Here is a 26,694-nt window from a genome sequence, read left to right on the forward strand (position 1 = left end):
TGTTGGAGATGTTCCACTCACGCAGGGAGAAGGGCCACCATGTCGACCGTCGCCGAGACCATCGTCGCCACGCTTCGCGAGAACGGCATCCGCCGGATCTACGGTCTGCCGGGCGATTCGCTGAACGGGTTCACGGATGCGCTGCGGAAGGACGGCCGCATCGACTGGGTGCACGTCCGGCACGAGGAGGCGGCCGCCTTCGCCGCGGCCTCCTCGGCCGAGCTCACGGGAGAGCTGGCCGTCTGCGCCGGGAGCTGCGGCCCGGGCAACCTGCATCTGATCAACGGTCTCTACGACGCGAACCGGTCGCGCGTGCCCGTGCTCGCCATCGCCGCCCACATCCCCACCGCCGAGATCGGCTCCGGCTACTTCCAGGAGACCCATCCGCAGGAGCTCTTCCGGGAGTGCTCGGTCTACGTCGAGTACGTGGCCGACACCTCGCAGATGCCGCGCCTGCTCGAGATCGCGATGCGGGCCGCGGTGGAGAAGCGCGGGGTCGCGGTGCTCGTCATCCCCGGCGACGTGCTGCTCGCCCACTCCGAGCACCACCGCGCGGTGCGCGTGGAGCAGGCCAAGCCGCGCATCCTGCCCTCGGAGGCGGAGCTGGGGCGCAGCGCCGAGATGCTCAACCACGCGAGCCGGGTCACGATCCTGGCGGGTGCGGGCGTTCAGGGGGCCCACGACGAGGTCATCGCCCTCGCCGAGCGCCTGCAGGCGCCGATCGTGCACGCCCTCCGCGGCAAGGAGCACATCGAGTGGGACAACCCGTACGACGTCGGCATGACCGGGCTGCTCGGCTTCGCCTCCGGCTATCGGGCCATGGAGGACGCGGACGTGGTGCTCATGCTCGGCACCGACTTCCCCTACCAGCAGTTCTACCCCTCGCGGGCGAAGTACATCCAGGTCGACATCCGCGGTGAGCAGCTCGGCGGGCGGCACCCGATCGACATCGGGCTCGTCGGCACCGTCAAGGACACGGCCGAGGCCCTCCTCCCCCTGCTGACCGGCTCGCGTCACAGCCACCACCTCGACGAGGCCCGCGCGCACTACCGCCGCACGCGGGAGAAGCTCGACGACCTCGCCGTCCCCTCCGGGCACGGGAAGCCGCTGCACCCGCAGTACGTCGCCCGGGTGCTCGACCGCCTCGCCGACGACGACACCGTGTTCATCCCCGACGTCGGATCGCCGGTGATCTGGGCGGCGCGATATCTCACCATGAACGGGAAGCGCCGGGTGATCGGCTCGTTCGTGCACGGCTCGATGGCGAACGCGGTCTCGCACGCCATCGGCGCCCAGTCGACCTTCCCCGACCGGCAGATCGTCGCCATGGCGGGCGACGGAGGGCTGACGATGCTGCTCGGGGAACTCATCACGATCGTGCAGAACGATCTGCCGGTGAAGATCGTGGTCTTCGACAACTCGTCACTGAACTTCGTCGAGCTGGAGATGAAGGCGGCGGGGTTCCCGAGCTTCGGCACGGAGCTGAAGAACCCCGATTTCGCCGCCGTCGCCGAGGCGATCGGAATCGCCGGCTTCCGGGTGGACGAATCCGACCAGCTCGAGGACGCGATGGCGAAGGCCCTCGCCCACGACGGCCCGGCCCTGATCTCGGTGCGCACCGACCGTCAGGAGCTCTCGATGCCGCCCAACGTGACCCTCGAGCAGGCGAAGGGCTTCACGCTCTACGCCATCCGCACCGTGCTGAGCGGGCGCGGGGACGAGCTGCTCGACCTGGCGTCGACCAACTTCCGCCAGTTCATCTGACCAGCCGGTTCATCTGAACGACCGATTCATCTGACGACAGGGGCGACCGATGAGTACAGTTCGCGAACAGTTCTGGAGCCTCGCGGCCGAGCTCGGCATGACGACCGTGTTCGGCAACCCGGGGTCGACCGAGATGACGTACCTGGCCGACTTCCCCGATCACCTGCGCTACGTCCTGGGCCTGCAGGAAGGCGCCGTGACCTCGATGGCCGACGGGTTCGCCCAGGTCACCGGCGGCCCGGTGCTGGTGAACCTGCACACCGCCCCGGGCATCGGAAACGCGATGGGGGCCCTCCTGACCGCGCGCGACAGTCGCGCACCGCTCGTCATGACGGCCGGCAACCAGGTGCGCTCGATGCAGACCTCGCGCCAGTGGCTGACGAACGACGAACCGACGCTGCTGCCCAAGCCGGCGGTCAAGTTCGCCTTCGAGCCGCCGCGACCGCAGGACGTGCCGGCCGCCCTCGCCCGGGCCGTGCACCTGGCGATGTCCCCGCCCCGGGGTCCGGTCTTCCTCTCGCTGCCGATGGACGACTACGACCAGACCGCCGACGACGATCAGACCGCCGACCTGGCCGCGCGGGCGATGGCGCTGCGCGCCGCCCCCGACCCGGCGGCGCTGCGCGAGGTGGCTGAGGCGCTCGCCGCGGCCCGCAACCCGGTGCTCGTGCTCGGCCTCTCGGCAGACGCCCTCGGCGGCCGCGACGACGCCATCGCCCTCGCGGAGCGCCAGAACCTGCCCGTCTGGGCGGCGCCGAGCAGCGGGCGGAGCGTCTTCCCCAGCGACTCCCCGCTCTTCGCGGGCTACCTGCCGTTCGGCTACCAGCTCATCAACGACGCGCTGGCCGGCCACGACCTCGTGCTGGTCGTCGGGGCGGCGGTGTTCACCACCTACCCCGACGTGCCCGGCCGGGTCGTGGCGACGGGGACCCGGCTCATCCAGATCAGCGAGGACCCCGACGAACTCGCCCGTGCCCCGCTCGGCGACGCCCTGCTCGGTGACCCGGCGCTCGCGCTGGCGGCGCTCCGTCGGGCGGCCGACAGCGCCCCGGCCACCGACCGGCCCACGCCGCCACGGCGCGCCCCGGCCCCGACTCCGCAGGGCGCATCCGCCGGTCAGCCGGTGACGCCGGCCGAGCTGTTCGCCACCCTCGGGCCGGCCCTGCCCGCCCGGCTGCGCCTGACCAACGAGTCGCCGTCGAACCTCGCCGACTTCCACGCCCACATGCCGGTGACCTTCGCGCCGGCCGGCTACCTCAACTCCCCGAACGGCGGCCTCGGCTACGGCTTGCCCGCCGCCGTGGGCGCCGCCATCGCCGATCCGCGCACCCCCGTGCTCGCCACCATCGGCGACGGCTCGCTGCAGTACACCGGGCAGGCGCTCTGGACCGCCGCCCAGCAGGGCGCCGACGTCGTCACCATCGTCATGCGCAACGACGCCTACGACATCCTCAAGGCGTACTCCGTCTTCGAGAAGGTCGACCGGGTGCCGGGCCTCGACCTCCCCGGCCTCGATCCCGTGGCCTACGCCGGTGCCTACGGGGTGCCGGGCCATCGGGTCGACGGTGGCGCGGACGCCGTTCGCGACGCCGTGCTCGAGGCGCTGGAAGCCGGCGGCCCGCACCTCATCGAGGTGCCCATCGACCCCACCGTGCCGCCGCTGATCTGACGGCCCGCCGCCTCGGCGCCGGCTACGGGCGCGCCGTGCGGTCGGCTTCGCGGTCGGGGTCGCGGTCGCGTGTGCGGTCGGTGACGAGGAACACGGCCAGCAGGGCGACGGCGATGTAGGCGATGCTGAAGAGGCCGGCGATGCTGAGCAGGCCCGTCGAGCCGCCGGCCGCGGGGGAGTGGGTGTCGATGCCTCCCGCCGCGAGGATCGTGGTGGGGTCGGTGGCGGCGTGCAGCAGGATCACCCAGACGAGACGGCCCGTGGCACGGAGCGCGAGGTACATCATCGCGCCGAACCCGAAGGCGTAGACGACGGTGAGGGCGACGGTGGCCACGTCCTGTCCGCTGATGATGTTGCCGGCGTGCAGCAGGGCGAAGAACAGCGAGGAGAGCACGAAGACCAGACGCTCGTGGTAGCCGCCGCCGCGCAGCATCCGCACGATGATGCCGCGCGTGGCGAGCTCCTCGGTCAGCCCGATGCAGAGGCCGAGGAACAGGATCGCGAGCACCTGCGCGACCGACCACGCCGACCACCGGGTCGCCACGAGGCGCACCACGATCGGGATGAGCACGAGCACGACGGCGACCCACATCCAGGCCCGTCCCCGAACGGGCTGCCGCGCGAAGAGCGGGCGCAGCCAGCCCAGGGACTGCGCGAACAGCAGCAGCAGCACCCCGGCGAGCAGGATCGGCACCGCGACGCCGAGGAGCACGCTCAGCGGCGTGCTCAGGATGTCGTCGCGCTCGACGAGCCCGGCGGCCAGGGTCGTCACGCCGAGTGCGAGAAGCTGGTAGACCCCCCAGTACGCGACCAGGAAGAGCAGCGCCTTCCACCACGTGCCCGCGTCCCAGAACCGCACCCAGCGGGAGGCGCGATCGTGTTCGGCCTGCTGCGTGTGCTCGAACCCCGTCATGCGTCCCCCGTGCTCTCCGCCCACCACGGGCATCCGGGAACCACTCTGCCTCAGTACTCGTGATCTGCCGCCGGAGTGGTCATGTCCCGTTCACCTGCGGTGCCTACTGTGCGACGGTGGCTGAACGACACTGGAGCACTGCGGCTCTCCTTCTCCGCATGGACATCGCCCTCGTGCTCGACGGGAATCGCGGTGCGGTGTCCGCGGAACGCGCGCGGCTCCGACTGGAACTCGTGGACATCGTCAGAGACGTGGACTTCGGGGTCCTCAAGACGGATGCGGCCGTGCCGCGACTCGAAGCGCTCCTGGACGCCGCGAAGTCCGCCGCGTAGAAGACGCGGCCACCAAGGACCGGAGCGCTCACCGGTCGTGGTGGTGCTCGTGGTCGTGGTGGTCGTGTTCGTCCGCGTCGTTCTCGAGCAGCATGCCGACCGACGTCGCGCAGGCGTCGCCACGCCACGCCTCGACGCCCTCGCGGATGGCGAAGGCGGCGATGACCAGGCCGGCCACCGCATCCGCCCACCACCACCCGAAGAGGCTGTTCGCGACGAGGCCGACCAGCACCGCGGCCGAGAGCCAGGTGCAGACGAGCGTCTGCTTGGAGTCGGCGACCGCGGTGGCCGAACCGAGCTCGCGGCCGGCGCGGCGCTCGGCGAACGAGAGGAACGGCATGACGACGACGCTGAGCGCCGTGATGGCGATGCCGAGCGGGGAGTGCCGAACCGGCTCCTGCCCGGCCAGCGCGAGCACCGACGAGACGGTCACGTAGGCGGCGAGGGCGAAGAACGCGACCGCGATGACGCGGAGCGTGCCCTTCTCCCACCGCTCGGGGTCGCGACGGGTGAACTGCCACGCCACCGCGGCCGCCGAGAGCACTTCGATCACGGAGTCGAGCCCGAACCCGATCAGCGCCGCCGACGACGCGATCGACCCGGCCGTGACGGCCACCACGGCCTCCACCAGGTTGTAGGCGATGGTCACGCCGACGATGAGACGGATGCGCCGCTGCAGCACCCCGCGACGCCCCTCGGCGAGAGCCGGCGTGGTCGTCATGCGCAGGTGCACCCGTCGCCGTCGCAGCAGTCGGGTTCGACGCGGAGCACCACGCGGAGCAGCTCGTCGAGCGCCGAGGTCAGGTGCGTGTCGGTGAGGCGGTACCAGGCCCGCCGGCCGTCGGGCATCGACTCGACGAGGCCGCAGCCGCGCAGGCACGCGAGCTGGTTCGACATGACCTGCCGCGAGACGCCGAGCGCGTCGGCGAGAGCCGAGGGGGAGGCCGGCGCCTCCCGCAACGCGAGCAGGATGCCCGCGCGGGTCGGGTCGGCGAGAGCGTGACCGAGCCGCGAGAGTGCGGCCGTGTGGGTGAGCGTCGCGGTGGTCATGTCCTGACGATACAGCAGTTGCTGTATTCAGGCCGTGCTGAACTGCGGGAGGCGCCGTCAGGGCGGGCAGACCTCCGGCTGGCAGCCGGGCAGGTTCACGGCTTGAATGAGAGCGACGAGGGGACGTTCCAGGTGAGCAATTCGGAGGTGCGCCCGTGGTGGCTCGTCGTGGCGCGGCCGCTGGGCTTCGTCCTCGCCCTGCTCGGCGCCCTCGGGTTCTTCGCGACGGTGAGCCAGCTGGGCGCGTCACCGGGTGCGGCGACGTTCCTCGGGCTCGTGGGCGGGCCGCTGATCGTGCTGGCCGGCTACCACGTGGGCACCAGCGGCGCGACGGGCCGCCCGCGCCCGCGGCTGCGCGCGCGAGTGCTCGCGTTCGCGGTGCTGCCCGTGGCGCTCGCGGGCGCGCTGGTGCTCCTGCTGACGGGCCGATAGACGGCCCGTGCGGATGGGCGCCGCATCGTGCTCGTCACGATCAGCGTCCGTGGAAGGATGCGCGCGCCGCCTACCGCCCCGAGACCCCCCGCGCCGCCCCCGTCGACTCCCGCACCACGAGCTCCGTCGGCACCGTCGTCACCCCGCCGAGACCCGACGGCCCGGACAGCGCCGCGCCCCCCGCCGCGATCTGCTCGAACAGCCGCTCCATCGCCAGCCGCCCCACCGAGTGGAAGTCCTGCCGCACCGTCGTCAGCGGCGGCCAGAACGAGTGCGCCTCCTCCATGTCGTCGTAGCCCACGACGCTCACGTCGCCCGGGATGTCGCGTCCGAGCTGGTGCAGCGCCCGCATCGCGCCGAGCGCCATCTGGTCGTTGGCGGCGAAGATCGCGGTGACGGTGGGGTCGGCGGCCAGCGCGAGCGTGATCTGGTACCCCGACTCGGTCGACCAGTCGCCGTGGTGCACCGACGGCGGTGTGATTCCGGATGCACGCAGCGTCGAGCGCCACGAGTCCTCCCGGTGCATCGCCGAGAACGAGGTGGTCGGCCCGGCGATGTGGTGCACCTGGCGGTGGCCGAGGTCGAGGAGGTGCTGGGTCGCGAGCCGCGCGCCCTCGATCTGGTCGTTGTCGACCACCGCGTATCCGGAGCCCGCGTTGGAGTCGATGACCACCACCGGCAGGCCCGGCGGCAGCGCGATCTCGCCGCGGTCGATGAGGTGGGCCTCGAAGACGATGACGACGCCGTCGACCGCCTGGTCGTTCAGGCGGCGGTAGGCGCCGGAGACCGCACCGAGGGTCTGGTCGGCGAGCGGGATGAGCGTGACCGAGTAGTCGGCCTTGGCGGCCTCGGTGGCGATGGCGTCGAGCGTGCGCATGTTGCCGAAGGTGGCGAGGGTGAACATGATCACGCCGATGCTGTTGAAGCGGCCGCGCTTGAGGGCGCGGGCGGCGCCGTTCGGGCGGTAGCCGAGCGCCTGCATCGAGGCGAGCACCCGGTCGCGCGTCGACTCGTCGACGTTGGTGAGGCCGTTCGAGACGCGGGAGACGGTCTGCGACGAGACGCCGGCGTGCTGGGCGACGTCGGCCATCGACGGCGGCCGGCGCTGGCCGGACTTCAGCGTGTCGGTCACGGATTCCCCTCGAGAGTGGTGCGAGACGCATCGACCCCCGTCGACGCTTGCATGGTTACGTCAACATGTTATGCTCGTGCCGTTCATGTTGACGCAAACATACGGTCAACCCGAGCAGAACGAGCGAAACTCCCCCATCGAAGGAAGTGGACGATGACGTCGGCGACAGCAGCCACACCCCGCCCCATGCGGCGGGCCCGACGCGATTGGCGGGGCTGGGGCTTCGTCGGCCCGTTCATGATCGTGTTCCTCGCGGTGCTGGTCGCGCCGGTGGTCTACGCGATCGTGCTGTCGCTGTTCCGCCAGCAGCTCGTCGGCGGCTCCGGCTTCGTCGGCCTCGGCAACTACGTGCAGCTGTTCCAGGACGCGAAGTTCTGGGAGTCCCTGTTCCGCGTGACGCTGTTCCTCGTCATCCAGGTGCCGATCATGCTGGCGCTGTCGCTGTTCGTGGCGCTCGCCGTCGACAGCGCGCGGCTGCACGGCTCGAGCTTCTTCCGCATCGCGATCTTCCTGCCCTACGCCGTTCCCGGTGTCGTCGCCGCCCTGATCTGGGGCTTCATGTACGGCAACCAGTTCGGCCTCTCCGGCTCGATCAACGACCTCGTCGGCTTCGAGCTGCTGCAGCCGTTCAGCTCGCAGTGGGTGCTGGCCTCGATCGGCAACATCGTCACGTGGGAGTTCATGGGCTACAACATGCTCATCTTCTACGCGGCGCTGAAGGTCGTCCCCACCGAGCTCTACGAGGCGGCCGAGCTCGACGGTGCCGGGCAGTTCCGCATCATCTCGGGCATCAAACTGCCCGCGCTCCGCGGCTCCATCGTCATCGCCACCGTGTTCTCGATCATCGGCAGCTTCCAGCTGTTCAACGAGCCGAACCTGCTGCAGAACCTCGCGCCGAACGTCATCTCGAGCTACTTCACGCCCAACATGTACGCCTACAACCTCTCGTTCGCCGGTCAGCAGTTCAACTACTCCGCCACCGTCGCGATCGTGATGGGCATCATCACCGCCGTCATCGCCTACATCGTGCAGCTGCGCGGTTCCCGTCAGGAGGTGCGCTGAGTTGAGCGCCGTCACCGAAACCGTCAAGAGATCCCGTCGCCCGAACTACGTGCGGCCGAGCAAGGCACCGCGCCAGCGCAAGTCGATCGTGCTGACGATCGTCATGGCGATCGTCGTCATCTACTCGATCGTGCCGCTGCTCTGGCTCGTCATGAACGCCACGAAGGACCAGGGCGACCTGTTCTCGAGCTTCGGCCTCTGGTTCGGCAGCGACTTCAACCTCTGGCAGAACATCGTCGAGACCGTCACCTACCGCGACGGCATCTTCGTGCAGTGGTTCGGCAACACGCTCCTCTACGTCGTCGTCGGCGCCGGTGGCGCGACCTTCCTCGCGACGGTGGCCGGCTACGGCCTGGCCAAGTACAACTTCCCCGGCCGGCGCGCGGTGTTCGCCGTGGTGCTGGGTGCGGTCGCCATCCCCGGCACGGCGCTGGCGGTGCCCACGTTTCTGATGTTCAGCCAGCTCGGCATCACCAACACGCCGTGGGCGGTCATCCTGCCCTCGCTGATCAGCCCGTTCGGCCTCTACCTGATCTGGAACTTCGCGGTCGACGCGGTGCCCACCGAGATCCTCGAGGCGGCGCGGATGGACGGGGCGAGCGAGATCCGCACCTTCTTCACCATCTCGCTTCGGCTGCTCTCGCCCGGCATCGTGACGGTGCTGCTGTTCGCCATCGTGGCGACCTGGAACAACTACTTCCTCCCGCTGATCATGCTCTCCGAGCCCACCTGGTACCCGCTCACCGTGGGCCTCAGCCAGTGGAGCGCGCAGGCCAGCGGCGTCGCGGCCCAGCCGATCTACAACCTGGTGATCACCGGTGCGCTCCTCACCATCGTGCCGATCGTGATCGCCTTCCTGTTCCTCCAGCGCTTCTGGCAGTCGGGCCTGAGCGCCGGAAGCGTCAAGCAATGACGCACGATCACCCCCAGCACCCCTCCACAACGAAGAAGTTCGAAAGGAACCCCCGATGAAGATCACGTCCCGGAGGTCGACACTGCGCCGTGTCGCCCTCGCCACAGCAACCACCTTCGCCCTCGGGCTCTCGCTCGCGGCCTGCGCCTCGGGCGGCAGCTCGTCGAGCGGCTCCGGCTCGGCCGACGACATCGAGGCCGCGCTCGAGAAGGGCGGCACGCTGACCTACTGGAGCTGGACCCCCTCGGGCGAGGCCCAGGTCGCCGCCTTCGAGAAGGCCTACCCGAACGTCGACGTCAAGCTCGTCAACGCCGGCACCAACACCGACGAGTACACCAAGCTGCAGAACGCGATCACCGCCGGCTCCGGTGCCCCCGACGTGGCCCAGGTCGAGTACTACGCCATCCCGCAGTTCGCGCTCTCCGACTCCCTGGTCGACCTGAGCTCCTACGGCTTCGGCGACCTCGAAGACCAGTACAGCGGCGGCCCGTGGAGCTCCGTCTCCTTCGACGGCAAGATCTACGGCCTGCCCCAGGACTCCGGCCCCATGGCCATGTTCTACAACAAGACGGTCTTCGACCAGTACGGCATCGCCGTGCCCACCACCTACGACGAGTACGTCGCCGCGGCCGAGAAGCTGCACACGGCCGACCCGTCGAAGTACATCACCTCCGACACGGGAGACCCCGGCTTCGCCACCAGCATGATCTGGCAGGCGGGCGGCAAGCCGTTCACCGCCGAGGGCACCGACGTCTCGATCGACCTGCAGGACGACGGCTCCAAGAAGTGGGCCGACACCTGGAACAAGCTCAACGAGGGCGGCCTGCTCTCCAGCACCCCGAGCTGGGGCGACGAGTGGTACAAGGGCCTCGGCGACGGCAGCATCGCGACGCTGCTGACCGGTGCGTGGATGCCCGGCGTGCTCGAGTCCTCGGTGGCCGACGCCTCCGGTGACTGGCGCGTGGCCCCCATGCCCACCTACGACGGCACCCCGGTGACCGCCGAGAACGGCGGCGGCGGACAGGTCGTGCTGAAGCAGTCGAAGAACCAGGCCCTCGCGGCCGGCTTCCTGAAGTGGCTGAACTCCGACCCCGAGTCGATCAAGGTGTTCCTCGCCTCGGGCGGCTTCCCCGCCACCACGGCCGACCTCGAGTCGCCCGAGTTCCTCGCCCAGACCCCCGAGTACTTCGGCGGTCAGGCCATCAACGAGGTGCTCGTCGACGCGTCGAAGAACGTGCCCACCGGCTGGCACTACCTGCCCTACCAGGTCTACGCCAACAGCATCTTCGGTGACACCGTCGGCCAGGCCTACGAGAACAAGGGCGACCTGAACGAGGGTCTCACCACCTGGCAGGACCAGCTGGCCGACTACGGCAGCCAGCAGGGCTTCACCGTCAAGTAGTCCCTCGGAGCGCGGCGGTCGGCGACCCCGGCCGCCGCGCTTCGTCCGTTCTCCGGGAAAGCGCTCCATCAGCGCGCGCGACCCCGAACACGCACCTCCAGAAAGGCTCCGGATGCTCTCCGCCCGACTCTCGATCGACCCCGGCACGTCGATCGGCGTCGTCCCCCGGCGGCTCTTCGGCACCTTCGTCGAGCACATGGGCCGAAGCGTCTACGAGGGCATCTACGAGCCCACCCACCCGGATGCGCGGCCGGACGGCTTCCGCGCCGACGTGCTCGCCCTCGTGCAGGAGCTCGGCGCCACCACCGTGCGCTACCCCGGCGGCAACTTCGTCTCGGGCTACCGCTGGGAGGACGGGGTCGGCCCGCGCGAGAGCCGCCCGGTGCGGCTCGACGCCGCCTGGCACAGCGTCGAGACCAACCAGGTCGGCCTGCACGAGTTCGCCGACTGGGCCCGCGAGGCCCGGCTCGAGCTGATGTACGCCGTCAACCTCGGCACCCGCGGTATCGCAGAGGCCGCCGACGTGCTCGAGTACGCCAACCACCCGGCCGGCACCGCACTCGCCGAGCGCCGGCGCGCGAACGGGGCCGAGGAGCCCTTCGGCATCCGCCTCTGGTGTCTCGGCAACGAGGTCGACGGCCCCTGGCAGATCGGCCACAAGACGGCCGACGAGTACGGTCGGCTCGCTGCCGAGACCGCCCGCCTGATGAAGTTCGTCGACCCCGGGGTCGAGCTCGTCGCCGCCGGATCCTCCAACGCCGAGATGCCGACGTTCGGCGAGTGGGAGCGCACCGTGCTGCGCCACACGATCGGCCTCGTCGACCACATCTCGCTGCACGCCTACTACGAGGAGTCCGACGGCGACGCCGCCAGCTTCCTCGCCTCGGGCACCGCCCTCGACCGGTACATCGAGCAGGTGGCCGCGATCATCGACGAGGCGGGCGCGGGGCCGGAGTCCGAGCATCCGGTCGGCATCAGCGTCGACGAGTGGAACGTCTGGTACCAGCGGCGCTGGAACGAGATCGACAAGCCGGTGGTGATGAACGGCGCCTGGCCCGAGCATCCGCGCCTGATCGAGGACGCGTACTCGGTGACGGACGCCGTGGTCGTCGGCTCGCTGCTCGTGTCGCTCCTGCGCCACGGCGACCGCGTGACCATGGCGAACCTGGCGCAGCTGGTGAACGTGATCGCACCCATCCGCTCGGAGCCGGGCGGGCCGGCGTGGCGGCAGAGCACCTTCTTCCCGTTCCAGCGCGCCGCGGCGCTCGCGCACGGGCGGGTCGTCACGCCCGTGGTCGAGGTGCCTAGCATCCGCACCGCCGTGCACGGGGAGGCGCCGCTCGTCGACGCCGTCGCGACCGTGCGGGACGACGGCGGGATCGTGCTGTTCGTCACGAACCGTTCGCTCGATCAGGAGGTCGCTCTCGAGGTGGCCCTGGGCGACGTCGTGGGCGGCGCCGGGTCGGCGGGCCGCGCATCCGCTCTGCAGCTGGTGAGCGCCGAGACGCTCTGCACCCCGCCCGGCGGTGATCGCCACACCGTCAACGACGCCGGCGCCCAGCCTGTCGGGATGACCGACCTTCGCGGGGTGAGCCTCGACGGCGCCCTGCTCACCGCCACCCTGCCGGCCCTGTCGTGGTCGGTCGTGGTGCTCGCGCCCTCGGGCGCCCTGAACTCTGAGGAGCAGCTCGATGTCTGAGTCCACCCCCGCCGCCGGCCCCGCCTCGCGGTTCTCGATCGGCCCCGAGCAGTTCGAGCTCGACGGAGAGCCCGTGCGCATTCTCTCGGGGGCGCTGCACTACTTCCGGGTGCACCCCGATCTGTGGCGCGACCGCATCCGCAAGGCGCGCGAGATGGGCCTGAACACGATCGAGACCTACGTCGCCTGGAACGCGCACGCTCCCCGCGAGGGCGAGTTCGACCTGAGCGGCGGCCTCGACCTCGGGCGGTTCCTCGACGACGTGGCGGCCGAGGGCATGCACGCCATCGTGCGCCCCGGCCCCTACATCTGCGCCGAGTGGGACAACGGCGGCCTGCCCTCGTGGCTCTTCACCAGCGGCACCGTCGGGGTGCGTCGCGACGAGCCCCAGTACCTGGCCGCCGTGCAGAACTACCTCGAGCAGCTCGCTCCCGTGCTCGTGCCCCGGCAGATCGACAACGGTGGGCCGATCATCCTGGTGCAGATCGAGAACGAGTACGGCGCGTACGGTTCCGACCCGGTGTACCTCGAGAAGCTCGTCGCCATGAACCGCGGCATCGGCCTGACCGTGCCCTTCACCACGGTCGACCAGCCCACCGACGAGATGCTCGCGAACGGCAGCCTGCCGAGCCTGCACAAGACGGGCTCGTTCGGATCGCGCTCGGCCGAGCGCCTCGCCACCCTGCGCGAGCACCAGCCCACCGGGCCGCTGATGTGCTCGGAGTTCTGGGACGGCTGGTTCGACTTCTGGGGCGCCCACCACCACACGACCTCCACCGCGCAGTCGGCCGCCGACCTCGACGAGCTGCTCGCGCTCGGGGCGTCGGTCAACATCTACATGTTCCACGGCGGCACCAACTTCGGCTTCACCAACGGCGCCAACGACAAGGGCGTCTACCAGCCGATCGTCACGAGCTACGACTACGACGCCCCGCTCGACGAGGCCGGGTTCCCGACGGCCAAGTACTGGGCGTTCCGAGAGGTGCTGGCGAGGTACAACCCGTCTCTTCCGGATGCTCGGCCCTCCGTGGCGCCGTCGGCCCCCGCGTTCCGGGTGCCGCTCACCGCGGCGCTGCCGCTCGATGCGGCGACGAACCTGCTCGGGGAGTGGGTGGCGTCGGATGCGCTGCCGACGATGGACGCGCTCGGCCTGTTCCGCGGGTTCGCGCTGTATCGGACGGAGATCGACACGACTTCCTCGTCCTCGTTCTCCGCCTCTGCTCCCGTGCTCGAGCTCGGGGAGGTGCGGGACCGGGCGCTCGTGCGTCTGAACGGCGTCACGCTGGGGGTGCTCGCCCGCGACCACCACGACAGCCGCATCGCGCTGCCGGCCGGGGTGCGCGGAACCCTCGACATCCTCGTGGAGGACCAGGGCCGCGTCGACTACGGCCCCCGCATCGGCGAGCCCAAGGGCCTGATCGGGCCGGCCTGCCTGAACGGCGAGCAGCTGCGGCGCTGGACGGTGCTGCCCCTGCCGCTCGATGACCTCGAGGCGGTGACGGGCGCGCTCGAGGCGACCGCCGCATCCGTCACCGGGCCTCTCGCCGGTGCGCTCGCCGGCCCGGCCTTCGGCTACGCGACGTTCGACGTCGACCCGGGTGCCGACCTCTACCTCGACACCCGCGACTGGGGCAAGGGCGCGGTCTGGGTGAACGGCTTCAACCTCGGCCGCTACTGGTCGCGCGGCCCGCAGCACACCCTCATCGTCCCGGCGCCGCTGCTCCGCCCGACGGGCAACACCCTCGTGCTGCTCGAGCTGCACGCGGCGGCCGCCACGGCGACCTTCGTCGCGTCACCCGACCTGGGCCACACCGACTTCTGACCCGCCGCGCCCGCGCCCCTCGCCCCGCCCCGCCCTCGGACACGCGGACTTTGATGGGTCCCACGCGGTACTCGTCGTTAGCGGAGGAATAGTCAGGTACAGTCGACTTCCACGAGGACGACACGAGAGACGAGTGGCCCATGCGCACGAGAACTCGGATCGTCGGGGTCGTCCTCTGGGCTGTCGCGCTGACCTGCGGTGTGATGGGTTCCGATCCGCCGTCTCATACGTACGGCGATCCGGCTGTTCGACGTGGTGACGACCCGACGAACGACTTCATTGCCGAAGTCGGCCAGGAGTTCATCGACAACCAGCGCATCCTGGGTGAGTTGAAGGGGTGGATCCTGGAGCAACCAGGGGTCGAGCAGAGCGGCTACATCGATCAGGTCAATGACGCTGCCCACCCCGCCACCCGGCTGCTCTGGTTCGGAGACGATCCGCTGAAGGCGGCCGTGCTCGATCAGGCACGTGCTCGCGGCATCACGGCGTCGGTGGAACAGCGCCCCCAGCCCTTGTCCGTCATCAATTCGATCGCCGCTCGGATCTCCGACCGGCTCGAGAACGACAGTGCCACTCTGCGGCTCTCGAGGGTTCTCGACTGACTTCCCGCCTTGACGGGTGAGGTTTCCCGAGCGCGAGTCGCAGGGGCCGGGGCAGTGAGCGGAGGCTGACCCGGTGCCGCAGCCGACCGACGCCCGGCCCGACCGGCGTCGCGGCAGGTCGGGCCGACGCGAGGGTAGCGGCCCGGCATCAGCGCGGTCTGCGCGCCGCGACCTCGGACTCAGTCGAGGGCATCGGTTACCGCGACCGCGGGGTCGGCGGGCGGGCCCGAGACCGTGCAGACCTTGATGCCCTCCGGGTCGCGGTCGGTGTGGGCGCGCTGCACCGGGATCACGACGGTCCAGGTTCCGGGCACGTACTCCGTCACCCGACTGTCGGCGAAGGTCGCGGTCGAGGTCGTCGGGGCCGCCGGGATGAGGGTGCCGTCGGGGGTCGTCCGGTCGGTGTCCCACGGGTCGGGAGCCGCCACGCAGAGGTCGAAGGCGGTCTGGGCGGTCAGGGTTGACTCAGTCCCGGTGTCGGTGCCGGTGCCGGTGCCGGTTCCATCGCTGCCGGCGCCCTCTTCGTCGGACGGGGTCGTCGGCGTGGATGGCGGCGGTGTGGGGGATGGGCTCGCGGTGGGGCTGGGCGCGACGGTCACCGGGCCGGGCCCCGCCGGCGCTCCGCCGCCCGGGAGCAGCGGCACCCCCGTCACCACGACCACCACGGCGATCGCCGCGACGCCCGCCACCCCCGCGAACCCGCCCGCGGCCGCCGCGAGCCGACGGCGGCCCGCCCGGGCCGGGGCGCGGCGCAGGTCCTCGCGGGCGTGCTCCACGAGGAGGGAGCGCAGGAGGCGCCGCTGCGCGGGTTGGAGCTCGTCGGATTCGGACGGGCTCGTCGAGTCATCGGGGATCGGGCTGCCGGGCATCCGGTTCATTGCGCACCTCCGGCGCTCGAGGTGGTCAGGTCGGTCAGCACGTCGGCGCTCAGTCGCCGGCGCGCGCGGGAGAGGCGCGACTTCACGGTGCCGGGTGCGACCCCGAGCAGCTCGGCGGCGTCGGCCGTCGAGACGCCCTGGATGACGCAGAGCGCGATCACGTCGCGGTCTCGGGCGGGCAGTCGTCGCAGCGCCGTCAGGGTGCGGGATGCCAGAGCCGAGCGGTCGAGGCGCTCGTCGACCCGGTGGGCGTGGTCCTCCGCGAGGGCGGACGACCCGTCGGCCGTGTGCAGCCGTCTGATCAGGGCGTCGGCGCGGCGGCGCGAGCGGCGGGCGTTCCGCGCGAGGTTGTTCGTGGTCACGGCCAGCCAGGCGATGATCGATCCGTCGACCATTCGCACCGACTCCCGGCGGCGCCACGCCTCGAGGAAGACGAGGGCGGTGAGGTCCTCGGCGTCGTGCACGGATTCGCTGAGGCGCCGCGCCTGACGGAAGACCCGCGCGTGGTGCAGGTCGAACACCTCCCCGAAGGCGTCGGGGTCTCCCGCGCGGGCGCGCTCCCAGAGGGCGGGTTCGTCGATGCTTCGGCTGGTCACACTTAGGAGTGTCCGGCATCGGGTGCCCGGTTCCCGATCGGCGAGCGGCGACACGTGAGCGCAGCGGCCTGCAGTGCGCCGGGTCGACACCGGGTGGGCGGCCCGGCGCCACCGCCAGCGAGGTCAGCCCGCCCAGGCCATCTCGACGTCGAACACCCACGTGACCCCGAACGGGTCGGTCGCCATGCCGTAGAGCGGCGCCCAGGCCGCCGGCGCCAGCGGCACGAGCACCGTCGAGGCCGCGGCGAAGGCGCCCCAGTACCGCTCGATCTCCGCGGCGTCGCTGCTGCGGATCGACACGAACAGCGGGATCACGCCCGGCGCGTACTCCGTGTGCGACGGCACGTCGTACGCCATCACCCGGAAGCCGTCCGGCGACTCGACCTGGCCCCACAGGAGCTGCGAGGCCTCCGCCGGCTCGGTCACGGCGTGCGCGTCGGCGTAGCTGACGGCGGCGAGCTGGCCGCCGAACACCGACTGGTAGAACTCCAGCGCCGCCCGGGCGTCGCCGCGGAAGTTCAGGTGGGGGGTGGTGGCGATCGCCATGGTGTCTCCTTCGATGAGCGGATGCCCGGCGAGCGCTCCCGCCGGGCCACGCCGCGACGACCTGCCGCGACGGCTCCACTCTCTCGGCAGAAGCGGTCAGTTCCAGTCCGCTTCTCGAAATACAGTGGACCCATGAGCTCGACCTCGCGGATGCTGACGCTCCTCTCCCTGCTGCAGACCCGCCGCGACTGGCCGGGCGGCGTGCTGGCCGAGCGCCTTGAGGTCAGCCCCCGCACCGTGCGCCGCGACGTCGACCGGCTGCGCGAGCTCGGCTACCGCATCGGCGCGGTCAAGGGCCCCGACGGCGGCTACCGACTCGACGCCGGATCCGAGCTGCCCCCGCTGCTCTTCGACGACGACCAGGCGATCGCGCTCGCCGTCGCCCTCCAGCACGCCACGGCCGCCGGCGCCGGGGTCGAGGAGGCCGCCGTCCGCGCTCTCACCACGGTGCGCCAGGTGCTGCCCGCGCGCCTGCGTCACCGGCTCGACGCCCTGCGCTTCACCACCCTCAAACCGCGGGTTCCGGATGCTCCGCCCACCGATCCCGAGCTGCTGATCGCCCTCTCCACCGCCGTCCGCGCCCGCCAGGTGCTGCGGGTCGACCACGTGAAGCCGGGGGCCGACGCCGACCAGGATCCGCCGCCGCCCCGACGCGTCGAACCGCACCACCTCGTCGCCTCGGCCGGGCGCTGGTACCTCGTGGCGTGGGATCTCGATCGCGACGACTGGCGCATCTTCCGCGCCGACCGACTCGCGCTGCGCACCCCCGCGGGCGCCCGGTTCGCACCGAGAGCGGTGCCCGGGGGAGACGTGCGGGCCTTCGTCGCGGCACGGTTCAAGGGCTCGACCGCGGGCGACGAGTGGCCGTGCCGGGGTTCAGTGGTGCTCGACCGCCCTGTCGAGGAGGTGCAGTCGTTCGTCGGCGACGACGCGGTCACCCCGCTCGACGACGGAAGGGTGCGCGTCGAGGCGGGCGCCTGGTCGTGGCCGGCGCTCGCCGCCTCGTTCGCCCGCTTCGACGCCGCTATCAGCGAGGTGCAGCCGGCGGAGCTCAGAGCGGCGTTCGGCGAGCTGGCCGAACGGGCAGCGGTCGCTTCGAAGTCGCGTTCGAAATGACAGCGGTGTAACTGCTTCTAACGCTCCGGGCGGTGTTCACAGGCTGGGGAGGGGGAGTTTCCACACCCTGGATCGGCGGAGATTCGCGCTTCTGACAAGTTGTCCCCGTCTTGTGCACGCGTTCTCCACAGATCCATCCACAGCCTGTGAACAACCGGTGTTCGAAGCTCGCGCTCAGATGCGCGGCGTGTCGCCGGGAGGGGCCGCGTGGCGCGCGGAGGAGTCGTCGTCGACGGGCACTTCTTCGCGACGCACGACGAGGCGCTCCTCGCGGAGCACCTGCCCCTCCTCGATGTCGGGCACCGGCGGCACGTCGCCCGCCGCATGCTCGGGCGTGTGGTCGCGGTCGCCGTCCCGGCGGTCGTGGACGCGATCCGCGTCACGGTCGGCAGCCTCGCGGGCGGCGGGTTCCCCGACGGCGGCCGCCGGAGCGGCGTCGGCACGCGCATCCTGAGCCTCGCCCACGTAGTGACGCCGGAGCTCGTCTTCCTGCTCGGGGCTGATGCCGCCGGCGGCCTCGTGGCGGGGCGCGTCCTTCACGAGGGCCGCCGGGTACGAGACGTAGACGTCGTCGCGCTCCCAGCGGGCGTCGTCGAGGGGCACCAGCCGGGTGGCGTGGCCGAGGAAGCCCGTGTGCACCTCGGCGAAGGTCGGATGCCCGTCGGCCGCATCGACCAGCACCGTCGTGATGCGGCCGATCTTGGTGTCGTCGGCGCCGAACAGAGTGGCCCCGATGATGCTCTGGATGTTGGAGGAGGGCAGCATCGTCAGCGCCCCAATCCGGCGCGGTCGACCTTGCGGTGGAAGCGCATCCCGGCCACCCCGCCGAGGAGGGCGCCGACGAGGCTCGTGACGGCCGCGACCACGGCGGTGATGATGCCGGTCGTGGTGAGTGCGCCCTCGTTGACCGGGATGCGCGGGAAGCTGTTCAGGTTGCCGAGCACGTCGACCTGGCTGCCGCCGATCGCCGCCACGATGGCGACGACGACCGCGATGACGATGGCCCAGATCCACACGGCGAGGCCCTGCTTGAGGCCGTCGAAGCGGGCCATCCGGCCAGCGACGTAGCCGCCGCAGAAGTAGGCGATCAGGATGATCACGACCAGCGCGATGGCGCCGACGATGCCGACCGTGGTGGCCTGCTCGTCGCTGACCTGCACGCTGCCGTCATCGCGGATGCCGAGGCCGATCGCGACCCCGGTCGCCGCGACCAGCGCGGTCAGGATGACGGCGGTGCCCGTGGCGGTCAGCCAGCCGAAGAAGGCCGAGCCGAACTTGAAGCCGCCGAACTCGCGGCGCTCGCGCTCGACGACGTCCTGGCGGAGGGTGCTGCGCTCCTCGAGCGGCACCGAGCCGCCGGCCGTGGTGCCTGCTGCCGTCGATCCGGCGACCGTCGAGCCGGTGGCCGCCGATCCTGCGGGAACCGACCCTGCGGGCGCCGATCCGGCCGGCACCGATCCGGTGGTCGAGTCCGCCGGCACCGAGCCGGCCCTGCGATCGGGGTCTGACATGGTCATGCTGAGTCCTTCCGTCGACGGCGGGCTCACGCCACCGTGCTCCTGACTCCAGTCAGCACCCGTTGACCGATTCCCGCCCGCCCTGGACAGTGGTCGCGCCCCGCGCTATAACCCGGCTGAAGCCGAGTGTGAGCTGCACCAGGCGGTAGCCGACCTGACGACTACCGCGCGAATCTACCCATGCGTGAAGTGCACTCGGTCGGCTAGATGGGGCCCAACTCGGCGTAGCGCTCGGCTACCTCCCGTCGCGTGTTGAGGCCCCACTTCGCATAGATGTGTCGGATGTAGGTGACGACGGTGTGCGGAGAGACCAGCAGTTCATCGGCGATTTGCTGCGTCGTGAGGCCGGAACTGATGAACGCTGCGACCTGACGTTCCCGGGGGGACAGCCCTGTTGCATCCCTGGCATCTGTGGGGCTGATGGGTCGCTGATGAACACCCTTGCTTCTCAGCATCTGGAGCACGCGGGTGGCGTCGCGGGTGGCACCGCAGCGCGTATAGAAATGCAACGCGTCGGTCAGGGCAGTTGTGGCTTGTTTCGGGGTCGCTGAGTAGATGCCGACGGCCTCGAACAGGGTTCCCGTGACGAGAGGGCGGCATTCGTCCCGAAGTTGTTCGGCAGCGGCCAGGAGGTCGTTAGCGGAGCGGTCCCGGATACCGCGCGCGGCCCGAGCGACGGCGGCGACGAAGACGTTCGTTGAATTCTTGTCGGCACGGTCCTGTGCAACCTCGACGACGACGTCAACGGCATCAAGGTCGCCGGCGACCTGACAGATGAAGGCGAGCACGAAATCGTCAGCGAAATCAGCGGGGGTGGTCATCGAGGGAGTCGCGTCCCGCAGCGTCGCGATGGCAAGGCGGGAGTATTCGTACGCTTCGTCTGGCTTCATCCGCTCTTGTGCCTCCATGGCGAGACTCCATCTGCCGGTGCGTGTGAGACCCACGCTGTCGGCAAGACTCTGGATGAGTGGGCGGACCCTCTCTCGCAGCGGTACGTCTCCGGTGCGGAGGGAGATGCGATGTAGAACGACTCCTGCGGTGGCGTTCATGAAGTCGCCAAGCCCCAGCTGCTCTCCAAGCTCGAGGACAGTTTCGGCCTGTGCCCGGGCATCGTCCAACCGGCCGAGGCTGTACAGAACCCGCGATCGGACCATCATCCAATAGGCCTCGGCGAGGACGTTCTTTGCGGCGCGGACTTCTGCCAGACCGTCGTCGGTGAGCCGAAGAGCTTCGTCGCAGTGGCCTGTGCTGTTCCGCATGAAAGCCAACCAGAGGCCTTCCGGGAGCCAGAGTCCGGTCGGGATACCGAGGTGGGTTACACGGTCCAGCGCTTGCCGCTGTAGCCGTTCGGCCGTGTCGAAGTCGCCTTGGTAGAAGACCAGCACGGATTCTGTCGCGTCGAGCGTGGCCAAAGCGAGCCCATCGCGGCCGTCGTCTGACGCCTCCCGAGCGAGAGCCAGACTGGTGCGCAGCCCTTGTTCATCAGCCTTGTTGGCGAAGTTGAGGGCGCGGACGGAGAGCAGCCCGACGCGTGACTCGTCCGAGATGCCCGGTATGGCAAGACCCGCCGCAGACTCGCGGAGTGCGCCGTCGAAGTCCGACTCGGTGAGTTGGCGTGCCAGAGCGAGACTGACCCGCGCGCGAGCGTCAGGGCTGAGAAGCGGCCTCAGCGTGCGGCTCATTTCCATGGCCTCTTCGATTCGTCCTCCAGCGAGGACGAGGGGAAGCATGGCCGCGACTCGGTCGGCATGAGCCGCGTTACCGGAGGTGAGTTGAGCGCCGGTGATGACGAGTTCAGCGGCTCCTTGCACGTCCGTGGAGGAAAGCTGCTGAGCGGCGAGGAAGAGAAGCTCGATCGACTCATCGTCGCCGGCCTCAGCGACCGACACGATCGCCGACGCGAGAGTGGCAACCCCTTCCCCGGCGCGGAGGCGACGGTGGATCACCTCACGGGTCATGGCCCGGCGAAGCGAGGGCGACAAGCTCTCGCTCGCCGCCGCCTGAACGGTGTCGTGACGGAAGGCGAAGGACGTGCTCGTGTCGACCACGAAACCCAGGTCGAGAAGCTCTTGAAGCGCGGGTGCGGCCGCAGCAGCGGTCTGGCCCAGGATGTCGAGTACTCCGCTGAGGGGGAAGTCCCTGCCGTAGAGACTCCCGATCTGCGCGATCCGTAGCGCATCGCGACTCAGATGACTCAGCCGGTCCCTGGCAGATGTTCCGAAACGAGCGGGGAGGGTGTCGTCATCAAGATCGATGACCCCGCGGGCAGATTGGAGCAGACCCTCCTCCTCCAGGCCGCGGAGGAGCTCGAGGACGAGCAGGGGATACCCGGCGGCGCGAGTGAGAGCTTGCTCGACTCGTGGCCCAGGCTGACTGCCGAACGCGTCTCGAACCATGTCATCAACCGCAATCTTGTCCAGCGGCGGGAGGTCGATGGTGGGAGTGAGTTCGCCGATCCGTGCGAGGAATCGTTGATGTGCTGCACTGTAGACCCCGGTGCGGCTGGCCAGAAGCCAGTACACCGGGACGCCTTGCAGGTCGTGGATGAGTGCGGTGATGGCGCCGAGAGATCCTGCGTCCAACCACTGCAGGTCATCGACTATGACCAGCGCACCGGACTTGCTGGCTTGGCTCTCCAGCGACTCGGCGATCATGCGGGTCAGCCAGTATTTCGGTGCCGGCGAGAGCATGAGCGGGCCCAGGTCATCGTTGGTCACCAGGGGCGGATCGGTTCGTGTTGCCGCGCCGATCAGCGCGCCCAGCGGCGAGAGAGCCGAGTCGATGTCGGGCGCGACGACCATGGTTGTCCAGTTGCGATCTGCCGCAATGTGCAATGCGTGCTGCAACAGTCGCGTCTTCCCGATACCCGGGTCGCCGGAGATGAACGTGACGGCCTGATCGCCGGCAGCGGCGACGTCGAAGCCGTGCTCGATCTGACGGGTTTCGGCTTCACGGCCGCGAATGGCCGCGTGGTAGCGGCCGGCACCCATTCCAGAGAGCGCGTCGAGGCCGAGTCGGCGCGCCTGACGGCCATCAGCAAGCACCCCTCCACGGTATCGAGCCGATTGGGGCTGGACCTGGCCCCCTCACAACCACCCTCAGCACCATGCGATATCCGCGACAGAACCGGGGGATGTGGGGATCCCGGGGCCGAATCTACGGTTCCACATGCGGGTTTCAGACCCGATGAAGTGGCCCCCGGTCACGCATCCCCGCCGGGAACCCGGCACAACCGGAAGGAAAATCCAATGAGCGTTATGGTTCGCGACGACCTCGTGCTTTCGCACGCCGTTGTCACCGCCGACGTGACCGCACCGTTCGAGTACGTCGACATCGAGCAGTGGCTGAAGACCCTGCCGACGCACGAGTATGAGCGCTGTGCGCCTGGCGACCACAAGGCCGCCGGTTACACCGTGGATGACGACGGCACCCCGATGTCGATCAACGTCGAGATGATCGGCACCGGCCTGGTCATCCAGCAGTACCGCTACGAGGTCGCCAGCCCCACCTACTGCAAGATGGTCTCGATCTCCGACGTCTACTCGGCCGCCGGCTGGACCACCACCCAGGTCATCTGGGAGCTCGGCATCGAGCAGCTCGAGGGCGACCAGCTCCGCTACGTCAACACCGTCACCTCGCACCCCACCGAGGACTTCTTGAAGTTCATCATCGACAGCGGCCAGACGTTCGAGGAGGCCGCCGCCGCCCGCCAGCACGCCTCCGGCGCCCACTGCGAGGTCGAGACCCCGCACTACGCCCGCAGCATCGCTGCGTTCGCGAAGGCCCGCGCAGCCGAGGCCGAAGCGGCCAAGGCCTGAGCCGCGCCCGAGGATCAGAAATGACCACGGACGACGTGCATGACGAGCACCACACCACTGAGGTGCACGAACACGGCGAAGGATGCGGACATGAAGCGGTCGCCCACGGCGACCACGTCGACTACATCCACGACTCGCACCGTCACGCCCTGCACGGGGACCACTACGACGAGCACTGAGTAGCCAGCTGATCGAAGGGGGCTACGAGCCCCCTTCGATCACGGCCGCGCCCAGAAGGGAAACCAACCTCGATGTCCTTTGCGATCCGTTTCACTCACCCGGGTCCCCCTGACGTCCTGCACCTTGTGCGGGTCGAACCGCCGGAACCAGGACCGCACGACGTGCGCATCGAGGTCGCCGCGGCCGGGGTGAACAACGCCGATCTGCTCGAACGGCGCGGGCACTACCCCGTGCCACCGAACGCCCCACCCGGCCTCGGACTCGAGGTCGCCGGCACCATTACCGCGCTCGGCAGCGCGGTCACCACCTGGAAGCTCGGCGACCGGGTCTGCGCCCTCGTCGCCGGAGGTGGCTACGCCGAGGCAGCGATCGCGCCCGCAGCCCAGGTGATGCCTGTTCCGGCCGGCCTCAGCATGATCGAAGCGGCCGCGCTACCCGAGGTTGCCTGCACCGTGTACTCCAACCTCGCCATGATCGCCGGTCTGAAGGCCGGGCAGGCTGTGCTCATCCACGGCGCCGGAGGGGGCATCGGTTCGTTCGCGATTCAGTGGGCGACCGCGATCGGCGCACAGGTCATCACCACCGCCGGCAGTGAGGCGAAGACCCAAGCGGCGCTCGACCTCGGAGCGGTCGAAGCGGTCAACTACCGCGCCGCGGACTTCGTCAGCGCGACCCTGGACGCCACCGACGGCCGGGGCGTTGACGCGATCCTGGACATCGTCGGCACCACCTACCTCCGCCGCAACATGGAGTGCCTCGCCGACGACGGGCACCTGGTCATCATCGGAGGAGCGGTAGGACCGGTCACTTTTGACCTGTGGGAGCTGCTCTCCCGCCGCGCGAGCATCTCCGCCACCCTCCTACGAGGCCGCCCCGCACACCAGAAAGCAGCAATCGTCGCCGGCGTCACCCGCGACGTGCTGCCCCTGCTCGAGGCGGGCGAGATCCGTGCTGTGGTCGACACTGTGTTCCCGCTTGCCGAAGCATCCCTCGCCCACGAGCTGCTCGAGTCGGGCCGAACAGTCGGGAAAGTCGTCCTCGAAACCAGTCGTCACCGGCCCCGCTAAGAGACCATAATCATGACTGACACCGCCGCCGACACCGCCACCGGTCCGGTTCGAGTGCTCGCGCCGTTCACGGTGCCGATCTTCCGCGCACTGTGGATCGCCGCCCTGGTCAGCAACATCGGCAGCTGGATGCAGACCGTTGGCGCGCAATGGTTCATGGTCGAGCAGAACAGCCCACCGCTGCTCATCGCACTCGTTCAGACAGCTTCCGCCGCACCCGTGCTTCTGCTCGGAATCCCCGCCGGAGTTCTCGGTGAGCTCCTCAACCGACGGGGCCTGCTGATCTGGGTGCAGGCCGCGCAAGTGCTCATCAGCGCCGGCCTCGTCGCCCTCACCGCGGCGGGAGAGATGACCCCCTACCTGCTGCTCGTGCTGACACTGCTGCTGGGCGCCGCATCCGCGGTGCAGCTGCCCGCCTACGAAGCGATCTCCGCCGAGATCGTGCCGACACGCATGATCCCGAATGCGGCCTCTCTTAGCGCGATCTCCGTGAACCTCGCCCGAGCGATCGGTCCGGCCATCGCGGGCCTGCTGCTGTCCAGCCTCGGCGTTGCGTTCGTCTTCGCGTTGAACCTCGCCTCCTTCGCGGTGTTCTTGATCGTGCTGATCGGGTGGCGAAGCTACCGCCCCGACCTGCACCAGCCCGAACGATTCATCGATGCGACCCGGGCTGGCGTCCGCTACGTCACCCACTCCGGCGTCGTTCGCCGCCTCTATGTCCGGCTGGGCCTGTTCGTCGTGCCGGGCAGCGTCCTCTACGCGCTGCTGCCGGTACTGGCGACCGACCAGTTGGGCCTGGACTCCGCCGGTTACGGGGTCCTCCTCGCCGGTCTCGGCGTCGGAAGCGTTGCGGCAGCATTCTTCGCCCCGATCGTGCGGGACCGGTTCGGACCCAACCACACCGTGCTGATCTCCTCAGCACTGTTCGGCGCAGGAACAGTGGTCGTGGCCCTCTCCCCGTCTCTAGCGCTGACTCTGCCGGTGCTCGCCGTCGTCGGCGCCGCCTGGATCGGAGTCGTCGCCACCCTCAACGGGGTCGTCGAGTCCTTCCTCCCCGTCTGGGTTCGAGCTCGAGGGCTGTCCATCTACCAGATGGTGCTGTTCGGTTCCCTCGCCGTCGGAGCCGCAGGGAGCGGCGGAGTCGCCGGCTGGGCCGGCACCGCCATCACAACGGCGGCCGCCGGCATCATCGTGATCGTCGTCACCGCCTCACAGCTGCTGTGGCCCCTTCTCCCGACCGCCGAGAAGAAGCGCCCCACCGCACCGTTCCCGCTCGCACCCGACCAAGGCGCCGACATCGATCCCCAAGGGCTGACCCTCGTGCTCGTCCGCTACGACGTGCCCGAGGAGAACCGGGCGGCGTTCGTGGAGCAGATGCGACTCGTGGAACACAGCCGCCGGCGCACCGGAGCCCGGACGTGGACGCTCTACCAGGACCGTGAGAGCCCGGGCGAGCTCGTTGAAGTCTTCGGGGTGGGGAGCTGGCAGGAGCACCTGCAGCAACACAGCACCCGCCCCACCCAGTACGACGACGAGACCATCCACACCGCCAGCGCCCTCGCCTCAACCATCGACGTGCACCACCTCATCCAAGTCGGCCGCACCCGCATCGCCTTCCCCGTCACCTCAACTCAGATCGCCCGACGTCACCACATGAAGCAGGAGAACCAGCCATGACCACCACCATCGACGACCTCGTCGGAGCCTGGAGATTCGTCAGCTCCGAGGAAGTCTTCGCCGACGGCGAATGCCGACCCCAGTTCGGCCCGAAAGCCGACGGGTACCTCAGCTACAGCCCCAACGGCATCGTCACTGCGGTCCTGGGCAGCATGACCCGCCCGGCCAGCAGCGCCCCCACCCCCGAGACCGCCACCGACGCGGAGATCGTCGCCATGGCACGCGACTTCATCGCCTACGGCGGCCCGTTCACCCTCGACTCCGACACGGACACCGTCACCCACCACATCGACATCGCCCTGTTCCCCGGATGGCAGGGCGGAACCCAGGTCCGCACCTTCACCGTCCACGGGAACCTGCTCTACGGCAAGACACTCCCCGCGATCACGCCCGACGGCCGAAGCTTCCACGTCGAGTTGACGTGGGGCCGGGTGCACTCATAACCCCGCATCCCGCAACTGAGTCGGCTGCTCCAGCACGGCGACTTCGGGCTGGGGGCCGGAGACC

26 protein-coding genes are annotated in these 26,694 nt (G+C 69.8%); 16 read left to right on the plus strand and 10 right to left on the minus strand.

The window, feature by feature from the left end; all coding sequences use genetic code 11:
* The first annotated feature begins 39 nt into the window (after positions 1-39).
* Positions 40-1,764: a ubiquinone-dependent pyruvate dehydrogenase gene (gene poxB / locus ITJ64_RS08035; RefSeq protein WP_194680139.1), complete on the plus strand. Its 1,725-nt coding sequence runs from the start codon at positions 40-42 to the stop codon at positions 1,762-1,764.
* 49 nt (positions 1,765-1,813) lie between these two features.
* Positions 1,814-3,433, plus strand: coding sequence for a benzoylformate decarboxylase (mdlC, locus tag ITJ64_RS08040; RefSeq protein ID WP_194680140.1), 1,620 nt, complete (start codon positions 1,814-1,816; stop codon positions 3,431-3,433).
* Positions 3,434-3,455: 22 nt separating this feature from the next.
* On the opposite strand, the gene ITJ64_RS08045 is transcribed toward mdlC, so the two are convergent.
* On the minus strand, positions 3,456-4,346 hold the full coding sequence (locus tag ITJ64_RS08045; protein ID WP_194680141.1) for a CPBP family intramembrane glutamic endopeptidase: 891 nt from the start codon (positions 4,344-4,346) through the stop codon (positions 3,456-3,458).
* Between the two features lie 158 nt (positions 4,347-4,504).
* Between ITJ64_RS08045 and ITJ64_RS08050 the strand changes: the two genes are divergently transcribed.
* Entirely contained in the window at positions 4,505-4,678 is a 174-nt protein-coding gene (locus ITJ64_RS08050) for a hypothetical protein (protein ID WP_194680142.1), read from the plus strand.
* Between the two features lie 28 nt (positions 4,679-4,706).
* On the opposite strand, the gene ITJ64_RS08055 is transcribed toward ITJ64_RS08050, so the two are convergent.
* Positions 4,707-5,399 (minus strand): cation diffusion facilitator family transporter, encoded by a 693-nt coding sequence (locus tag ITJ64_RS08055; protein ID WP_194680143.1) that lies wholly within the window; start codon positions 5,397-5,399, stop codon positions 4,707-4,709.
* Complete coding sequence (locus tag ITJ64_RS08060; RefSeq protein WP_194680144.1) at positions 5,396-5,728, minus strand: helix-turn-helix transcriptional regulator; 333 nt, start codon at positions 5,726-5,728, stop codon at positions 5,396-5,398. The genes ITJ64_RS08055 and ITJ64_RS08060 overlap by 4 nt, the downstream gene beginning before the upstream one ends.
* Before the next feature lie 132 nt (positions 5,729-5,860).
* On the opposite strand from ITJ64_RS08060, the gene ITJ64_RS08065 reads away from it, so the two are divergent.
* A complete protein-coding gene (locus ITJ64_RS08065) occupies positions 5,861-6,160 on the plus strand; it encodes a hypothetical protein (RefSeq protein ID WP_194680145.1) in 300 nt (99 codons plus the stop codon).
* A 70-nt stretch (positions 6,161-6,230) separates the two neighbouring features.
* Here ITJ64_RS08065 and ITJ64_RS08070 read toward each other — a convergent pair whose 3' ends face one another.
* Positions 6,231-7,250 carry a LacI family DNA-binding transcriptional regulator gene (locus ITJ64_RS08070; RefSeq protein ID WP_194680803.1) on the minus strand — a complete coding sequence of 340 codons (1,020 nt, stop codon included), beginning with the start codon at positions 7,248-7,250 and terminating at the stop codon, positions 6,231-6,233.
* Between the two features lie 195 nt (positions 7,251-7,445).
* On the opposite strand from ITJ64_RS08070, the gene ITJ64_RS08075 reads away from it, so the two are divergent.
* The 6 genes from ITJ64_RS08075 to ITJ64_RS08100 all read left to right on the plus strand — a co-directional run bounded on the left by ITJ64_RS08075 (position 7,446) and on the right by ITJ64_RS08100 (position 14,792).
* On the plus strand, positions 7,446-8,354 hold the full coding sequence (locus ITJ64_RS08075) for a carbohydrate ABC transporter permease (protein WP_194680146.1): 909 nt from the start codon (positions 7,446-7,448) through the stop codon (positions 8,352-8,354).
* Positions 8,355-8,457: 103 nt separating this feature from the next.
* Positions 8,458-9,267 carry a carbohydrate ABC transporter permease gene (locus ITJ64_RS08080; protein ID WP_194680804.1) on the plus strand — a complete coding sequence of 270 codons (810 nt, stop codon included), beginning with the start codon at positions 8,458-8,460 and terminating at the stop codon, positions 9,265-9,267.
* Between the two features lie 55 nt (positions 9,268-9,322).
* On the plus strand, positions 9,323-10,669 hold the full coding sequence (locus ITJ64_RS08085) for a sugar ABC transporter substrate-binding protein (protein WP_194680147.1): 1,347 nt from the start codon (positions 9,323-9,325) through the stop codon (positions 10,667-10,669).
* Positions 10,670-10,781: 112 nt separating this feature from the next.
* Entirely contained in the window at positions 10,782-12,368 is a 1,587-nt protein-coding gene (locus tag ITJ64_RS08090; RefSeq protein ID WP_194680148.1) for an alpha-N-arabinofuranosidase, read from the plus strand.
* Positions 12,361-14,190 carry a beta-galactosidase gene (locus tag ITJ64_RS08095; RefSeq protein ID WP_194680149.1) on the plus strand — a complete coding sequence of 610 codons (1,830 nt, stop codon included), beginning with the start codon at positions 12,361-12,363 and terminating at the stop codon, positions 14,188-14,190. Before ITJ64_RS08090 ends, ITJ64_RS08095 begins: the two co-directional genes overlap by 8 nt.
* A 140-nt stretch (positions 14,191-14,330) precedes the next feature.
* The gene (locus ITJ64_RS08100; protein WP_194680150.1) at positions 14,331-14,792 is read left to right on the plus strand and encodes a hypothetical protein; all 462 of its coding nucleotides are present in this window, start codon (positions 14,331-14,333) and stop codon (positions 14,790-14,792) included.
* A gap of 179 nt (positions 14,793-14,971) precedes the next feature.
* Here ITJ64_RS08100 and ITJ64_RS08105 read toward each other — a convergent pair whose 3' ends face one another.
* From ITJ64_RS08105 to ITJ64_RS08115, 3 genes are all read right to left on the minus strand, one after another.
* Positions 14,972-15,670 carry a hypothetical protein gene (locus tag ITJ64_RS08105; RefSeq protein ID WP_194680151.1) on the minus strand — a complete coding sequence of 233 codons (699 nt, stop codon included), beginning with the start codon at positions 15,668-15,670 and terminating at the stop codon, positions 14,972-14,974.
* Positions 15,667-16,266, minus strand: coding sequence for an RNA polymerase sigma factor (locus tag ITJ64_RS08110; protein ID WP_194680152.1), 600 nt, complete (start codon positions 16,264-16,266; stop codon positions 15,667-15,669). Before ITJ64_RS08110 ends, ITJ64_RS08105 begins: the two co-directional genes overlap by 4 nt.
* 123 nt (positions 16,267-16,389) lie before the next feature.
* A complete protein-coding gene (locus ITJ64_RS08115; RefSeq protein ID WP_194680153.1) occupies positions 16,390-16,812 on the minus strand; it encodes a VOC family protein in 423 nt (140 codons plus the stop codon).
* 132 nt (positions 16,813-16,944) lie between these two features.
* Here ITJ64_RS08115 and ITJ64_RS08120 point away from each other — a divergent pair, with 132 nt between their 5' ends.
* The gene (locus ITJ64_RS08120; RefSeq protein ID WP_194680154.1) at positions 16,945-17,928 is read left to right on the plus strand and encodes a YafY family protein; all 984 of its coding nucleotides are present in this window, start codon (positions 16,945-16,947) and stop codon (positions 17,926-17,928) included.
* A 174-nt stretch (positions 17,929-18,102) separates the two neighbouring features.
* Here the strand turns inward: ITJ64_RS08120 and ITJ64_RS08125 are convergent, their stop codons facing one another.
* The 3 genes from ITJ64_RS08125 to ITJ64_RS08135 all read right to left on the minus strand — a co-directional run bounded on the left by ITJ64_RS08125 (position 18,103) and on the right by ITJ64_RS08135 (position 22,489).
* Positions 18,103-18,693: a PRC-barrel domain-containing protein gene (locus ITJ64_RS08125; protein WP_194680155.1), complete on the minus strand. Its 591-nt coding sequence runs from the start codon at positions 18,691-18,693 to the stop codon at positions 18,103-18,105.
* A 2-nt stretch (positions 18,694-18,695) separates the two neighbouring features.
* A complete protein-coding gene (locus ITJ64_RS08130; protein WP_228507742.1) occupies positions 18,696-19,445 on the minus strand; it encodes a hypothetical protein in 750 nt (249 codons plus the stop codon).
* 203 nt (positions 19,446-19,648) lie between these two features.
* Positions 19,649-22,489, minus strand: coding sequence for a LuxR family transcriptional regulator (locus ITJ64_RS08135; RefSeq protein WP_194680156.1), 2,841 nt, complete (start codon positions 22,487-22,489; stop codon positions 19,649-19,651).
* Between the two features lie 204 nt (positions 22,490-22,693).
* Here ITJ64_RS08135 and ITJ64_RS08140 point away from each other — a divergent pair, with 204 nt between their 5' ends.
* The 5 genes from ITJ64_RS08140 (at position 22,694) to ITJ64_RS08160 (ending at position 26,630) form a co-directional block, all read left to right on the plus strand.
* The gene (locus ITJ64_RS08140) at positions 22,694-23,263 is read left to right on the plus strand and encodes a hypothetical protein (protein WP_173181797.1); all 570 of its coding nucleotides are present in this window, start codon (positions 22,694-22,696) and stop codon (positions 23,261-23,263) included.
* Positions 23,264-23,283: 20 nt separating this feature from the next.
* Complete coding sequence (locus ITJ64_RS08145; RefSeq protein WP_194680157.1) at positions 23,284-23,442, plus strand: zinc transporter permease; 159 nt, start codon at positions 23,284-23,286, stop codon at positions 23,440-23,442.
* Between the two features lie 72 nt (positions 23,443-23,514).
* Complete coding sequence (locus ITJ64_RS08150) at positions 23,515-24,510, plus strand: NAD(P)H-quinone oxidoreductase (RefSeq protein ID WP_194680158.1); 996 nt, start codon at positions 23,515-23,517, stop codon at positions 24,508-24,510.
* A gap of 54 nt (positions 24,511-24,564) precedes the next feature.
* The gene (locus ITJ64_RS08155) at positions 24,565-26,187 is read left to right on the plus strand and encodes an MFS transporter (RefSeq protein WP_194680159.1); all 1,623 of its coding nucleotides are present in this window, start codon (positions 24,565-24,567) and stop codon (positions 26,185-26,187) included.
* A complete protein-coding gene (locus tag ITJ64_RS08160; RefSeq protein WP_194680160.1) occupies positions 26,184-26,630 on the plus strand; it encodes a lipocalin-like domain-containing protein in 447 nt (148 codons plus the stop codon). The genes ITJ64_RS08155 and ITJ64_RS08160 overlap by 4 nt, the downstream gene beginning before the upstream one ends.
* The last annotated feature ends 64 nt before the right edge of the window (positions 26,631-26,694 follow it).

Origin of the sequence: Herbiconiux sp. VKM Ac-1786, assembly GCF_015350805.1 — a bacterium.
Taxonomy (GTDB): Bacteria; Actinomycetota; Actinomycetes; order Actinomycetales; family Microbacteriaceae; genus Herbiconiux.